Below are 13,262 nucleotides of genomic sequence, written 5' to 3'. Positions count from 1 at the left end.
AGTAGCGGACCCGGCCCCCTGGGGCAATGCCGGATACCGGCCAAAACCGCGTTGTCACACAGGTTTCCCCCCAAGAGATCAGCCATGTTGCCGGTTCTGCTGCTGACCGTCGTGATCGACCTGATCGGCTTCGGCCTGATCCTGCCGCTGCTGCCGTTTTATGCCGTCCATTTTGGTGCCTCGCCGTTCACGGTGGCGCTGCTGGCGGCCATGTTTTCCATTGCCCAGTTCCTTTCGGCAACGCCCCTCGGCGGCCTGTCGGACCGGATCGGCCGCCGTCCGGTTTTCCTGGGCTGCATGTCGCTGACGGTGATTGGCTATGTCGGGCTGGCCTTCGCCGACAGCCTGCTGGCCATTTTCCTCGCCCGCATCGTCGCCGGCATCGGCAGCGGCAAGATCGGCGTCGCGCGCGCCATCATCGCCGACAGCACCCCACCCGAACAGCGCGCCCGAGGCATGGGGCTGATCGGCGGCGCCTTTGGCATCGGCATGATCCTTGGACCATTGCTCGGCGGGTTGCTGATCGGGCCGGACCCTCTGCGGCCGAATTATTCCCTTCCCGCTTTCGTCGCCGCTGGCACGTCAAGCCTGGCGCTGCTGCTGGCCCTGGTCGCCGTGCGCGAAACCCGACGGGATGCGCCCCATACCCTGACCGGACTGCGGCTGTGGCGGAATCCCCTGGCGCCGCTGTCGCAACTGGCCCCGGCGGTGCTCGCCTTTATCGCCATCAACTGCTGCATCAACTTCGTCTTTTCCCAGATCGAAGTCCTGTTCCCGCTTTTCTCGGCCGCGCGACTGGACTGGCACGCCTACGAGGTTGGCATCGCCTTCACCTTCATTGGCACCATTGTACTGTCGATGCAGGGTTTCCTGATCGGTCCGCTGACCCGGCAGTTTGGCGAACGACGTCTACTGACCGCAGGAATGATCAATCTTGCCGTCGGCATGGCGATGGCGCACTGGATCACCTCGACGCCGATGATGGGAGTGTCGATCCTGCTCACGGCATCCGGCGTTGCCATGATCGGCCCGACCATCAACAGCCTGGCCTCGCGCGCCGCCGGGGACCACCAGCAGGGCATCGCCCTTGGCACCATGGAATCCCTCGCCGCGCTGGGCCGTGCTGTGGGTCCGCTCTGGGGCGGCTGGCTGTTCAATATCGGAATCAACATCCCCTACTGGATCGGCGGGGCGTTGCTGGCGCTGACCTTGCTGTTCGGCTGGCGCGCGATCCACCCGAAAGCCACACCATGACGGAAACCTACCGCGCCATGGTCTGTCGCCGGCTGGGGCCGCCGGAAGTGCTGGAGGGAGCGCAACTGGCACGCCGTGGACTGCAACCGGGCGAGGTGCGCGTGGCCATCCGGGCCGCGGGCGTCAATTTCCCCGACCTGCTGCAGGTGGCAGGCGAATATCAGCACAAGCCGCCCCTGCCCTTCGTGCCGGGGCTGGAGGCTGCCGGCGAGATCGTCGAAACGGCGGCAGACGTGTCCGGCTACAAACCCGGCGATGCGGTGATCCTGCGGCTGCGCGGCGGCGCCTATGCCGAGGAAGCGGTCGTGAAAGCGGCAACCCTGCTGCGCAAACCGGAGGACTGGAGCTTCGAGGAAGCGGCAGCCTTCCCGGTCGGCGCCGTCACGGCCTGGACCGCGCTGGTGTATCGCGGTCGGCTACAGCCGGGTGAAACCCTGCTGGTGCTGGGGGCCGGCGGTGGAACCGGGCTGGCGGCCGTTTCCCTTGGCGCCTCGCTCGGTGCCCGCGTCATCGCGGTGGCCTCGTCGGCTGAGAAGCGCGCGATAGCGCAATCGGCCGGCGCAGGGCTGAGCCTCGATCCGGCCCAGCCGGACTGGTGGCAGGATGTGCGCGCCGATGTCGTGTTCGATCCGGTCGGCGGCGCATTGTTCGAGACGGCCTTTCGCGCATTGGCGCCCGGCGGGCGGTGGTTGGTGGTCGGGTTTGCCGGCGGCGCAGCCCCGTCGCCACCCGCCAACCGCCTGCTGCTGCGCGAGGCCGAGCTGATCGGCGTGCGGGCCGGCGAACAGGGCCGCCGCGATCCGGCCGCCGGAGCCGAACAGGAAAAAGCGCTGCGGGAGTGGCTAATCAGCAGCCCATCAATCGGCGGCCCATCAGTCGGCAGCCAGGGGCGGCCTCGGCTCGGCGCTGTCTACCAGCTTGATCAGGCTGGGGCCGCGCTGCGCCGCATGGCCGAACGACAGGCCATCGGTAAAATCGTTCTGCGCGTCGGCTAGCATCCCCCCCAGAGGGCCGGGCCGGCAGCGTTCCGCCGGCAATGTCACCGTTACGGTGGTGCCCTCGCCCAAACGGCTCTCCAGATGCAGCTCGCCGCCATGCAGCGCGATCAGGTTGCGCGACAGCGACAACCCAAGCCCGGTTCCCTCATGGCTGCGCGACAGGGCATTGGCAACCTGGCTGAAGGGCTGCTGCACGCGTTCGATGTCTTCGTCGGCGATGCCGATCCCGGTATCGGCGACCGAGATTTCCAGCCGGCCATCGGCCAGAATCTCGCAACGTACGTCCACGCTGCCGCCCTGCGGCGTGAATTTGACTGCGTTGCTGAGCAGGTTGATCCAGATCTGGCGCAGGCGGCGCGTATCGCCCCATACGGCCGGGGCCGGATCGGGCAGCGTCTTGCGCAATGCGATCTGCCCTCCCAGGGCTCGCTCGCGCACCAGCAGCAAAGCGGCCTCAAGGCTTTCGTTCAGATCCAGCCATTCCTCGTCCAGCGCCATCTTGCCGGATTCGACCTTCGCCATGTCGAGGATATCGCCGATCAGGGCCAGCAAATGCTCGCCGCTCTGCACGATATCGCGACAATATTCGCGATACTTGGCATTGCCCAGCGGCCCCATCATCTCGTCCAGCAGCACCTGGCTGAAGCCCAGGATGGCGTTCAGCGGCGTGCGCAGTTCATGGCTCATATTGGCCAGGAAGTCGGATTTCGCGCGGTTTGCGGCCTCGGCCTGCTCCTTGGCCTGCAGCAACTGCAACTCGGCGCGACGCTGCGTGCTGACATCGCGGAACATGCCTTCGATCATGACGACGCTGCCCTGGTCGTCGGCCACGCGCCGCAGCGTCTTGGCAACCCAGATCGTGCTGCCGTCACGGCGGCGCATCTCGGACCGGAAATCGCGAACCAGGCCGTAGCGCTCCAGATGGCGCATCATCTCGCGGCGGCGTTCGGGGTTCACATAGAGCTGCTCGCCGGCGCGCGTCACCGTGGCCAGCATCTCTTCCGGCGAATGGAAACCGAAAATCGCCGCGCCGGCCCGGTTGACCGCCAGCACACGCCCCTCCGGCGTCACCTGGATGATGCCTTCATGCACATTGTCGAAGATCTGGCGGTATTTCGCCTCGGCCTGCCGCAGGCGGATCTGGGCGCGCTTGCGCAGGGTGATGTCGGTGAAGACCGAGACATACCCTCCGCCCCCATTCACATTTGGCGACAGACGGCGCCAATCGAAATTCAGCCAGGTGCCGTCGGTGAGCCGGACTTCCTGCTTGCGGTCGGCCTTGGTCGAGGCGTCGATATAGGCATTGATCCAGGCCGTCGCCTCTTCGGCGCGGATGGTGAGTGCGCCGCGCGACACCAGAAGCCCAAGGAAATCCCGGGCCGGCAGGCCGCGCCAGAGCGCATCGTCGGGCAGTCCGAACAACTCGGCCAGGCGGCGGTTGAAATGGATCAGGTTCGGGCCGGCATCCCAGACCGCCAGACCCTCGCCCATCGTGTCGAGGGCCGCATACAGCAAAGAGTCTTCGCTGGGCGTTTCCGGGGCCGCCGGAGACTCGTCGGCCGCCTCGCGATGACGCGCGAGAGAAGACAGAAATCGGTCCTCGCCAAAAGGCGGTTCGCTCACCTCACCCCCCTTGCCGGTCACGTAAAGCGCAGCCGCGCGGCCATCCCTGTCTGGAGCGCCTGTTCGGAACAATCGTTCAAGGTGGGGCCAGGACGGTCCTGCAACCGCCTCCTCCCGCAACCTCCCGACTGTTTAAGCCAATTCTTATCGTTTTACGCGTTTTCCGGGCGCAAATTTGTCACACAGGCCGCCGTCCGCCGCAACTGGAAATCGGGCTTTCCGCGTTTAGACAATGGATTAAGGCAAATACGGGTTGGCCGAAGCCCGCGGCTGATGCGCACAGAGGTAGCAATGACCATAAAAAAGCCGGCCGCTTGCGCGGCCGGCTTTTTGCTCCCACCGGAACCGTCGGATTTGCTACGTCAAATGCAGTAGCTCTTCAGCGGCGGAAAGCCGTTGAAGCCGACCGACGAATAGGTCGTCGTGTAGGCGCCGGTGGACAGGATCTGGATCTTGTCGCCCACCTCGAGAGCCAGCGGCATCTCGTAGGCGTTCTTCTCGTACAGGATATCGGCGCTGTCGCAGCTCGGACCGGCCAGCGACACCGGCCCGGTCGGGCCGCCGTCGCGCGGGGTCACGATGCGGTACTTGATCGCCTCGTCCATGGTTTCGGCCAGACCCGAGAACTTGCCGATATCCAGGTAAACCCAGCGGCGGTCCTCTTCGTAATCCTTCCGCGAGATCAGCACGACCTCGGCCTGGATCACGCCGGCATCGCCCACCAGGCTGCGGCCCGGCTCGATGATCATTTCCGGCAGGTTGTTGCCGAAATGCTTGGTCATCGCCTGGCTGACGGCCTGGGCATAGGCTTCCAGCATCGGGATGTCGGAGCGATAGCGCGCCGGGAAGCCGCCGCCTAGGTTGATCATGCGCAGATCGACATCGGCCTGCTGCAGCACGGTGAACATCTGGGCGACCTGGGCCACCGCCTTGTCCCACTGGGACAGGTCGGTCTGCTGCGAGCCGACATGGAACGAGATGCCGTAGGGGTCGAGCCCCAGTTCGCGGGCCTTCACCAGCAGGTCGGCGGCCATCTCCGGCGCGCAGCCGAACTTGCGCGACAGCGGCCATTCGGCGCCCTCGCACTGCATCAGCACGCGGCAGAAGACCTGCGAACCGGGCGCGGCCTCGGCCAGCTTCTCCAGCTCGCACAGCGAGTCGAAGGCATAGAGGCGCACGCCCTGCTCAAAGGCCCAGGCGATGTCGCGCTTCTTCTTGATGGTGTTGCCGAAGGAAATGCGGTCCGGCGAGACGCCCTGGTTCAGGCACTGCTGGATTTCGTTGGCCGAGGCCGTGTCGAAGCAGGAGCCGAGCGAGCGCAGGCGGCGCAGGATTTCCGGGGCCGGGTTCGCCTTGATGGCGTAGTAGACCTTGGCCAGCGGCAGCAGGCGGCGCAGTTCGCGGTAGTTGTGTTCGACGATATCGACGTCGACCACCAGGAACGGCTCGGAGTCCTTCGCCTCGGCGAGGAACTTCTGCATCTTCGGGGTGAGTTGACCCGGCTCAATACGCGACTTGGACGAAGAACGTCGCAGACGGGTGTTGGTGCGGCCAGCGGCTGCAAGCATCGAAACCTCCCTCTCGGACCGGCTTTGAACCGGCACAGCTCACGCTGTGCGACCAAAAAGGACGCGTTCGTCGTTGCATAACCTGCCAGGGGCCATCGGCACGTGCGGGTGCGTCGTTGAAGCGCTATTTACAACATCCCCCCCCCATTGCAATAGGAAATCGCGGGCCGGCCAAAATTTTTTCCGCGGCGCCGGCGGGCGGCCGCTCCGCCACGCGCGCGCAGCGTCGCAGCGACAAACAAAAAAGCCGCATGAAATGCGGCTTTTCCTCACTCAGACTTCGGCGCGGCCCCAGATCGGCGGCGAGCGGCAGTGTGATAAAAAAACAATAACCTTCCTCTGCGCCATGTCTGCTGCGGGCCTCGCCGCGCTCTTCAGCGGGGCGTCGCCGCGACGAGTCTCTCCCGCGCGCAGGCGAGTCAGCGAGCGGCGATCTGGCTGGTCAGGCCGATCATGTCCTGCAGATGCTGCGGTGAAAGCTGGGCCGGCTGGCTCGGCGCGCCCAGCCCGAGGATGCGGGTGGCATCGCCGATCTTTTCCAGCCGCACGCTCTGGCCGCCGAAGCCGCTCACCTCGGCGCGACCGGCGCTCAGCAGGGCGATTTCGGCGCTGTCGGGCCCCAGCCGGCCGGCCACGACGGCGCTTTTCACCGTCACGCTGCCGGTCGGGAACACCACATAGACGCTGCCCGGATTGGCCGAATCGAGGTGGAAGCTGCCGCGCTCGAGCCGCAGCACGACCCGGTCGGCGGCGAATTCCTCGACGCTGATGGCGCTGTTGGGACCGATGATCACCACGCTCTGGTCGTTGAGGGCGAACTTGATCCCCGAGCCTGGGCCACTGACGATACGGCTGCCCAGGGTGACCGGCTGGCCGCGGCGACTTTCCTGGCCCACCACCTTGGCGACCGAGCCAACGGCAGCCACCGGCACGGCCGGAAGCTCGGCCGCCAGCTCGATCCGCTCCGACGCCGCACGGCTATCGGCGGCCCAACTGCTGGCAGCCAGACCTGCCGCAGCGGCGGCAGCCAGGGTGAATGTGACGCGGAGGGCGCGACGGAAGACGACAGCCATGACACGGCTCCGGGGTTGTGACGGGTTGCAGATAGTCTGCAACCCATCTGGTATCCCCGCAGCGGGATGCCAGCCCGGAAACTGTGACGGCAGCTACGAAGCTGCGCGCGGCGACAGGCCTTCGGGCTATTTGGTGCCGTAGATACGGTCGCCGGCATCGCCCAGACCAGGCCGGATGTAGCCATGGTCGTCGAGCTGGCGGTCGATGGCGCAGGTATAGACCATCACGTCGGGATGCTCGTCCCGCATGACGCGCAGCCCCTCGGGAACCGTCAGCAGGCAGACAAACTTGATCTGCGTGGCGCCGGCCTCCTTCAGGCGGCTGACCGCCGCCGCCGCCGAGTGGCCGGTCGCCAGCATGGGGTCGACCACGATCACCAGGCGCTCCCGCACGTCTTCGGGCAATTTGAGGTAATACTCCACCGGCACCAGCGTCTGCGGGTCGCGGTAAAGCCCGACATGGCCGACGCGGGCCGAGGGCACCAGGTCGAGCATGCCGTCCAGGATGCCGTTGCCCGCGCGCAGGATCGACACGAAGCACAGCTTCTTGCCGGCTAGGATCGGTGCCTGCATCTGCTCCAGCGGTGTCTCGATGGAAACCTTCTCCAGCGGCAGGTCGCGGGTGACCTCGTAGCAGAGCAGCAGGCTCAGCTCGCGCACCAGCCGGCGGAATTCGGCGGTCGAGACCTCCTTGCGGCGCAGCAGGGTGAGCTTGTGCTGCACCAGCGGATGGCCGACCACGGTGGCATTCGGAAAGGCGTTCATTGTGTGTCTTCCCCCAATCGGAATCAGGAAATCGTGTCGGAAATCAGAAAACCGTGCCGTCGCTGGCAATGGTGAGCGGCGGGCCGCCATCGACGCGCTTCTCTTTGGCGATCCTGCGGCCGGCCGCCCAGGTGCCGCCCTCCAGGATGCGGGCCAGCGGCATCTCGGCCGCGGTCTTGCCCAGGATGGCACGCACCGGATCGGCAATGCGGTCCAGCAGGGCCACGGTCAGCGCGCGCCATTCCACCACCGCCTCGTCCTCGACCGGGATCGGGTATTTCAGCAGCGCCTCGTGCCGCACGCTCAGCACGCCCATGTCGATGAACAGGCCGCCGTTGCGGTATTCCGGCAGGCCGGTCAGCTCGTCCAGGCCGGTCACCGCGATGCCGGCATCCTCGAAGATTTCCACCAGCGAGTAGCTGAGCCATTGCGACAGCTTGTGGAACGGCACCAGCCCGGAGGTGAGGTCGCCGCTGACGATGCCGCGGTGGCGCCACACATCGCCCAGATTGACGCCATCCAGCGTCATGCGCGACGGCCAGATCGGACCCAGTCCTTCCAGCACCGCCGCCAGGATGGTGCTGGCCGGCAGCTTGCCGCCCTTGGCCTGCGTCTTGAGATAATCATACAGGCCACCGATGCGGGCCTGCGGTCCGAACAGGTCGGGCCGGGCCTTCAGGGCCGCGCCCAGGTTGCGCATCAGCGCCGCGCGGCCATCCAGCCCCAGCAGCGGATTGGCATCGTCGGCCTGGAAGGCATGGGCGATGGCGTTCGGCGCCAGCGGCATCAGTCCGGCCGCATCGGCGCGCAGGGGCTGAGCCTTGTCGCCTGAGAACAGCCCGGCCCTGAAGGCGTGCAGGCTGGCCACGGCCAGGCCTTCGGAACGGGCGATCTTGCGCCCTTCTTCCGTGAAGGCCCACTTTGCCCCGGCGCCGGCATCCAGCAGCACGCTCACCACGCACAGGTCGAAGCGGATGCGGGCGATCTCGTCGGCATCCACGCCCTTCAGCGTGGCGGCAAGCTGGCCCCAGCGGTCGACACCGTTGGCTGCGAAATGGCGCCAGCGCGCGTGATAGGGAATCTGCAGGGTCGGATAATTCTCGCGGATCACCTGCGCCACATACTGGGCGGTTGCCGGCATGGCATCGAGATGCAGGTTGAAATTCGGCAGTGCATCGCGCTCGGCCAGCAGGAACAGCTGGTTGCAGCGTGCGCGCACCGCCTGCGGCGTACGCAGCCAGGCAACGGCCTGGGCCGGATCGTTCAGGTTACCCACGCGACTTACTCCTCAAGACCCATTATTCTTCAAGACCACGACCCTTGGCCTTTTTCAATTCATCTTCATCCGGCACCTTGTCGGTGAAATAGCCGGCTGCCTTCTTGGCATCCATTTCAACCTTGGCATCGGCCGGGATCAACTCGTCGGGGATCGGCACGCGCTCGACCACCTGGATGCCGCTGGCGACGATGGGTTCGTATTTCATGTTGCTCATCGAGACCAGCCGGTCGATCCGGCTGATGCCCAGCCAGTGCAGGATATCCGGCATCAGTTCCTGGAACCGCATGTCCTGCACGCCGGCGACGCATTCGGTGCGCTGGAAATAGGTCTCGGCACGGTCGCCCATTTCCTGGCGTTTGCGCGCGTTGTAGACGAGGAACTTCGTCACCTCGCCCAGGGCGCGGCCTTCCTTGCGGTTATAGACGATCACGCCCACCCCGCCCTGCTGCGCCGTCTCGATGCAGACCTCGATGCCATGCGCCAGATACGGCCGGCAGGTGCAGATATCCGAACCGAACACGTCCGAGCCGTTGCATTCATCATGAATGCGGCAGGCGATCTTGGTCTGCGTCTTGCCCAGCTTCGATACTTCGCCGAACAGGTAGACGGTCATGCCGCCGATCGGCGGCAGGAACACCTTCAGGTCGGGTCGCGTCACCAGTTCGGGGAACATGCCGCCGGTCTGTTCGAACAGGCCGCGGCGCAACTCGGTCTCGCTGATGCCGAACCGCTTCGCCACGCCGGGCAGCCACCAGACCGGCTCGACCGCCATCTTGGTGACTTTCACATCGCCGTTGGCGGCCAGGATATCGCCGTCCGGCTTCAGGCGGCCGGCCTGGATCGCCTGCTGCAGCTCCGGCATGTTGATATGCGCCTTGGTCACCGCAATGGTCGGGCGGATATCCCAGCCGGCGGCGATCTCGCGGGAGAAGACCTCGGTGGTCATATGCCCCCAGGGATCGAGCGAGACGATCTTCTCCGGGTCGGCCCATTGCGGAAACGGACCGATCGGTTCGGCCGGCGCAGTGTTGGTCAGGTCCGGCTTGTGCTCGGCCTTGAGCTGGCCCGCCGCAATCGCCAAGGCGCGATACAGCGAATAGGCGCCCGAATGCGTGCCGATGGCATTCTTGCCGCCGGGATTCTTCAGCGTGGCAACCACCGGACCGCGCTGTTGCGGATCGGCGGCGCCCCATTCGACCGGCAGGGGCTTGGAACCCGCCGTGCTGCTCGGGTGCGAGGTCAGCACGATGGATTTCGGCGCCGATTTCTTTTCGTTCGGGATATTGGGGATATCGGTCGTACTCATGGTCTGTACCCAAAGCTAGAGGGACCTGTTTTACGCAATGGCGCGGCAAGGTTGGCGAATTCGCACAGCAGCGGCCGTGTGTCGCGCGGATCGATGATTTCTTCCACCAGGAAGGCCTCTGCCGTGCGGAACGGCGAGCGCACGCGGTTCAGCCGTTCCTCGATATCCTTCAGCAACGCGGCAGGATCCGCGGCCTTCTCCAGATCGGCGCGATAGGCCGCTTCGATGCCGCCTTCCAGCGGCAGGCTGCCCCAGTCGCCCGACGGCCAGGCATAACGGTAGCGCAGCCGGGTGTGATTGGAATGGGCCGCGCCGGCAACGCCGAAAGCCTTGCGCAGGATAATCGAACACCAGGGCACGCTGGCCTGATACACCGCCGTCAGGGCACGCGCGCCATGGCGGATGGTGCCGCTCTGCTCGGCTTCGGGACCGATCAGGAAACCGGGGATGTCGACGAAATGCACCACCGGCAGATGGAAGGTTTCGGCCAGATCGACGAACCGCGTGATCTTGTGTGAGGCATCGGCCGTCCAGCCGCCGCCATAATGATACGGATCGCTGGCGAGGATGGCGACCGGCCAGCCATCCAGCCGCGCCAGGCCGGTGATCACCGAACGGCCATACAGCCGTCCCATCTCGAAGAAGCTGCCTTCGTCCAGCACCGCATCCAGAATCTCGCGCGTCTTGTAGACGCGGCGGCGGTCGCGCGGGATGACGGAGAGCAGTTTCTCGACCCGGCGCTGCGGATCGTCCTGCGGCGCGACACGCGGCGGCAGGTCGTAAACCGATTGCGGCAGATACGACAGGAAACGCTTCGCCGCGGCGAAAGCCTCCTCCTCGCTGGCCACCGCCAGATCGATGGCGCCGGCGCGCGCATGGATGTCGCTGCCGCCCAGTTCCTCCTTGGTCATCTCCACGCCGGTGCGCGCCACAACTGGGGGCCCGGCGATGAACATCTGCGAGATGCCTTCCACCATCACCGAGAAATGGCTGGTGACCGTGCGCGCAGCCCCCAGGCCCGCCACCGAGCCCAACGCCAGCGCCACCACTGGCACGGTACTCAGGTTCGTCACCGCATGTTCCCAGCCAGGCAGCAGCGGAACGTAGGTGCGGCCTTCCATCTCCAGCGACTTGACCGAGCCGCCGCCGCCGGTGCCGTCCACCAGGCGGATCATCGGGATGCGCAGTTCATGCGCCATCTGTTCGGCCATCACCTGCTTCTGCCAGATGGCGGCATCGGCCGCGCCGCCGCGCACGGTGAAATCGTCGCCGCCCACCACCACGGGCCGCGCTTCGACCTTGCCGCGCCCGAACACGAAGTTGGTGGGCGAGAAATCCTGCAACTGGCCCTGGGCGTCGTAGACGGCCCGGCCGGCAATGGCACCGATTTCATGGAAGGAGCCCGGATCGAGCAGGCGCTCGATGCGTTCGCGCACCGTCAGCTTGCCGCCGTCATGCTGGCGCTTGATCTTGTCGGGCCCGCCCATCCGGCGGGCCAGGTCTTCACGCCGCCGCAACTCGGCGATCTCGGCTTCCCAGCTCATGTTTTTTGGCCTCTTGGCACTGGAAAGCGATGGAGTCTAACGCCGCCCGCAGGCCGGCACAATGGCCGGAATGGCCCCGGAGCAGCCTGTCCCCAAAGCTTAACGGGGCGGAAGGACGCGATTTGCCCTGGCCGGCTGTCACACCGGCCGCCCCTGCCCCGTCTTTGTCCTGAACGCGCATGGTGCGCGCCGGAGAAAAGCGATGATCCCCCGACTGAAGAACCCGCACAAATCCGCCCCCGACGGCATCAAGGCCATGATGGCCCTGGAAGCCAGTTTCGAGAAAAGCGGCCTGGAAGAAAGCCTGCGTCATCTGGTGAAGCTGCGCGCCTCGCAGATCAATGGCTGCGCCTTCTGCATCCACATGCACACCACCGACGCCCGCAAGCATGGCGACAGCGAGATGCGGCTTTACATGCTGAATGCCTGGCGCGAAAGCCCGCTCTACAGCGACCGCGAACGGGCCGCCCTGGCCTGGACCGAGGCGCTCACCCTGCTGCCGCAGACCGGCGCGCCGGATGCCGATTACGAGCTGGTCAAGGCGCAGTTCTCGGAAGCCGAACAGGTGCAGCTCACCCTGCTGATTGGCGCGATCAACGTGTGGAACCGCCTGCAGGTCGGCTTCCGCGCCTCGCATCCGGTGGATGCCAAGGACAAGGCGGTGGCGTGATCAGACCCGTTACCGTGAATACAACGCGTCATGCCCGGGCCTGACCCGGGCATCTTCCTCCGCCTTGCAAGAGATCCTCGGGTCAAGCCCGAGGATGACGCATTGTATGTTTCAGACCCGCGCGATCGTCGCCAGTGCCGTGGCGACGATCCGCGCCTGCCCGTCCTTCACGGCAAAGACATCGGCGCGCGTCACCACCTGGCGCTTGCCGGCCTTCACGACCGTACCGGTAGCAGTGAGGCTGTCGCCCACCGCCGGCGCCAGCAGGTTGAGCTTGTATTCCGACGTCACCACATCGCCCACCACCGAGGCTGCCGCCCAGGCGCAGACCGTATCGGCCATGTAGCCGACGATGGCGCCATGGGCGAAACCATGATGCTGCGTCATGTCGGGCCGCACATCGATGGCGATCTTCACTTCGCCCGGCGCGAAATCCACCAGCCTGGTGCCGACCCAGTTGGTGAAGGGGCTGATCCTGATCGCCTGCTCCAGATGGGCGCGGGTCAGTTCGGGATTGGGATTGGCCGTCGCGGGATGGCTCGTCGCGGCTCCGGTCATTTCAGGCTCCTTTTCAGCAGGCGGCCGATCTGCCGCAGCGGTTCGGCGGAATGCTGCGTCCGCGCCAGGATCACGGCGCCTTCCAGCGATGTGACGGCCAGCAGCGCCAGATCAGCGGCCTCGGCCGGCTTGCGACCCTCGGCGCGTAGGGCATCGGCAATCGCATCCGCCCAGTCGCGATAGCCGGCGTCGCAGGCCAGGCGCAGCGGTTCGATGAATGGTCCGGTCTCGACGGCGACGATGGTGAGCGGCGAGCCGTCGCGGAATTTCGATGCCTCCAGCCAGCCGGCGATGGTCTCGGCCAGGTTGCCCATGGCTTCGGCCACGGTGGCGCTGCCGGCCAGTTCATCCCGCAGCGTGGCCATGAAACGCGCCGACGCCCAGGCTACGGCGGCAGCGGCCAGCTGCTCCTTGCCTGCCGGGAAATAGTGATAGAGCGAGCCTTTCGGTGCGCCGCTCTTCTCGACGATCTCGTTCAGGCCGGTGCCGGCATAGCCGCGCCGCGACATCAGCTTCGCCGTCATGGCGACGAAGCGCTCGCGGGCGGAGCTGCGGGGCGATTTGGCGGCGGCTGATCTGGCCATGCCCGAATTATATAGACTGGTCTAATTATGACAAGGCCAA

11 protein-coding genes and 1 pseudogene are annotated in these 13,262 nt (G+C 65.9%); 3 read left to right on the top strand and 9 right to left on the bottom strand.

Annotated elements, in window-relative coordinates; translation table 11 throughout:
• The first annotated feature begins 84 nt into the window (after positions 1–84).
• Together ACE3OO_RS16530 and ACE3OO_RS16525 are read left to right on the top strand one after the other, a co-directional pair.
• The gene (locus ACE3OO_RS16530; RefSeq protein WP_374304538.1) at positions 85–1,254 is read left to right on the top strand and encodes an MFS transporter; all 1,170 of its coding nucleotides are present in this window, start codon (positions 85–87) and stop codon (positions 1,252–1,254) included.
• Entirely contained in the window at positions 1,251–2,249 is a 999-nt protein-coding gene (locus ACE3OO_RS16525) for an NADPH:quinone oxidoreductase family protein (protein ID WP_374304537.1), read from the top strand. The genes ACE3OO_RS16530 and ACE3OO_RS16525 overlap by 4 nt, the downstream gene beginning before the upstream one ends.
• A gap of 42 nt (positions 2,250–2,291) precedes the next feature.
• Here ACE3OO_RS16525 and ACE3OO_RS16520 read toward each other — a convergent pair.
• The 7 genes and pseudogenes from ACE3OO_RS16520 to ACE3OO_RS16490 all read right to left on the bottom strand — a co-directional run.
• Positions 2,292–3,875, bottom strand: a pseudogene (locus tag ACE3OO_RS16520) (PAS domain-containing sensor histidine kinase); the annotation flags it as partial.
• A 362-nt stretch (positions 3,876–4,237) separates the two neighbouring features.
• On the bottom strand, positions 4,238–5,356 hold the full coding sequence (locus tag ACE3OO_RS16515; RefSeq protein WP_374304703.1) for a type III PLP-dependent enzyme: 1,119 nt from the start codon (positions 5,354–5,356) through the stop codon (positions 4,238–4,240).
• 506 nt (positions 5,357–5,862) lie between these two features.
• Positions 5,863–6,516 carry a FecR domain-containing protein gene (locus tag ACE3OO_RS16510; protein ID WP_374304536.1) on the bottom strand — a complete coding sequence of 218 codons (654 nt, stop codon included), beginning with the start codon at positions 6,514–6,516 and terminating at the stop codon, positions 5,863–5,865.
• Between the two features lie 126 nt (positions 6,517–6,642).
• Positions 6,643–7,281 carry a uracil phosphoribosyltransferase gene (upp, locus tag ACE3OO_RS16505; RefSeq protein WP_374304535.1) on the bottom strand — a complete coding sequence of 213 codons (639 nt, stop codon included), beginning with the start codon at positions 7,279–7,281 and terminating at the stop codon, positions 6,643–6,645.
• Between the two features lie 43 nt (positions 7,282–7,324).
• Positions 7,325–8,557: a URC4/urg3 family protein gene (locus ACE3OO_RS16500; protein WP_374304534.1), complete on the bottom strand. Its 1,233-nt coding sequence runs from the start codon at positions 8,555–8,557 to the stop codon at positions 7,325–7,327.
• Positions 8,558–8,579: 22 nt separating this feature from the next.
• Positions 8,580–9,866, bottom strand: a complete 1,287-nt coding sequence (locus ACE3OO_RS16495; RefSeq protein WP_374304533.1) for a GTP cyclohydrolase II — start codon at positions 9,864–9,866, stop codon at positions 8,580–8,582.
• The gene (locus ACE3OO_RS16490; protein WP_374304532.1) at positions 9,863–11,410 is read right to left on the bottom strand and encodes an acyl-CoA carboxylase subunit beta; all 1,548 of its coding nucleotides are present in this window, start codon (positions 11,408–11,410) and stop codon (positions 9,863–9,865) included. Before ACE3OO_RS16490 ends, ACE3OO_RS16495 begins: the two co-directional genes overlap by 4 nt.
• Positions 11,411–11,612: 202 nt before the next feature.
• Here ACE3OO_RS16490 and ACE3OO_RS16485 point away from each other — a divergent pair, with 202 nt between their 5' ends.
• The gene (locus ACE3OO_RS16485) at positions 11,613–12,080 is read left to right on the top strand and encodes a carboxymuconolactone decarboxylase family protein (protein ID WP_374304531.1); all 468 of its coding nucleotides are present in this window, start codon (positions 11,613–11,615) and stop codon (positions 12,078–12,080) included.
• 111 nt (positions 12,081–12,191) lie between these two features.
• Here the strand turns inward: ACE3OO_RS16485 and ACE3OO_RS16480 are convergent, their stop codons facing one another.
• Together ACE3OO_RS16480 and ACE3OO_RS16475 are read right to left on the bottom strand one after the other, a co-directional pair.
• Positions 12,192–12,638, bottom strand: a complete 447-nt coding sequence (locus ACE3OO_RS16480) for a PaaI family thioesterase (RefSeq protein ID WP_374304530.1) — start codon at positions 12,636–12,638, stop codon at positions 12,192–12,194.
• The gene (locus ACE3OO_RS16475; protein ID WP_374304529.1) at positions 12,635–13,222 is read right to left on the bottom strand and encodes a TetR/AcrR family transcriptional regulator; all 588 of its coding nucleotides are present in this window, start codon (positions 13,220–13,222) and stop codon (positions 12,635–12,637) included. Before ACE3OO_RS16475 ends, ACE3OO_RS16480 begins: the two co-directional genes overlap by 4 nt.
• Positions 13,223–13,262: the final 40 nt, after the last annotated feature.

Origin of the sequence: Ferrovibrio sp. (assembly GCF_041906005.1) — a bacterium.
Classification (GTDB): Bacteria; Pseudomonadota; Alphaproteobacteria; order Ferrovibrionales; family Ferrovibrionaceae; genus Ferrovibrio.
Note: the sequence above shows the minus strand (reverse complement) of the source record. Positions and strands in the feature narration are given on the sequence as shown.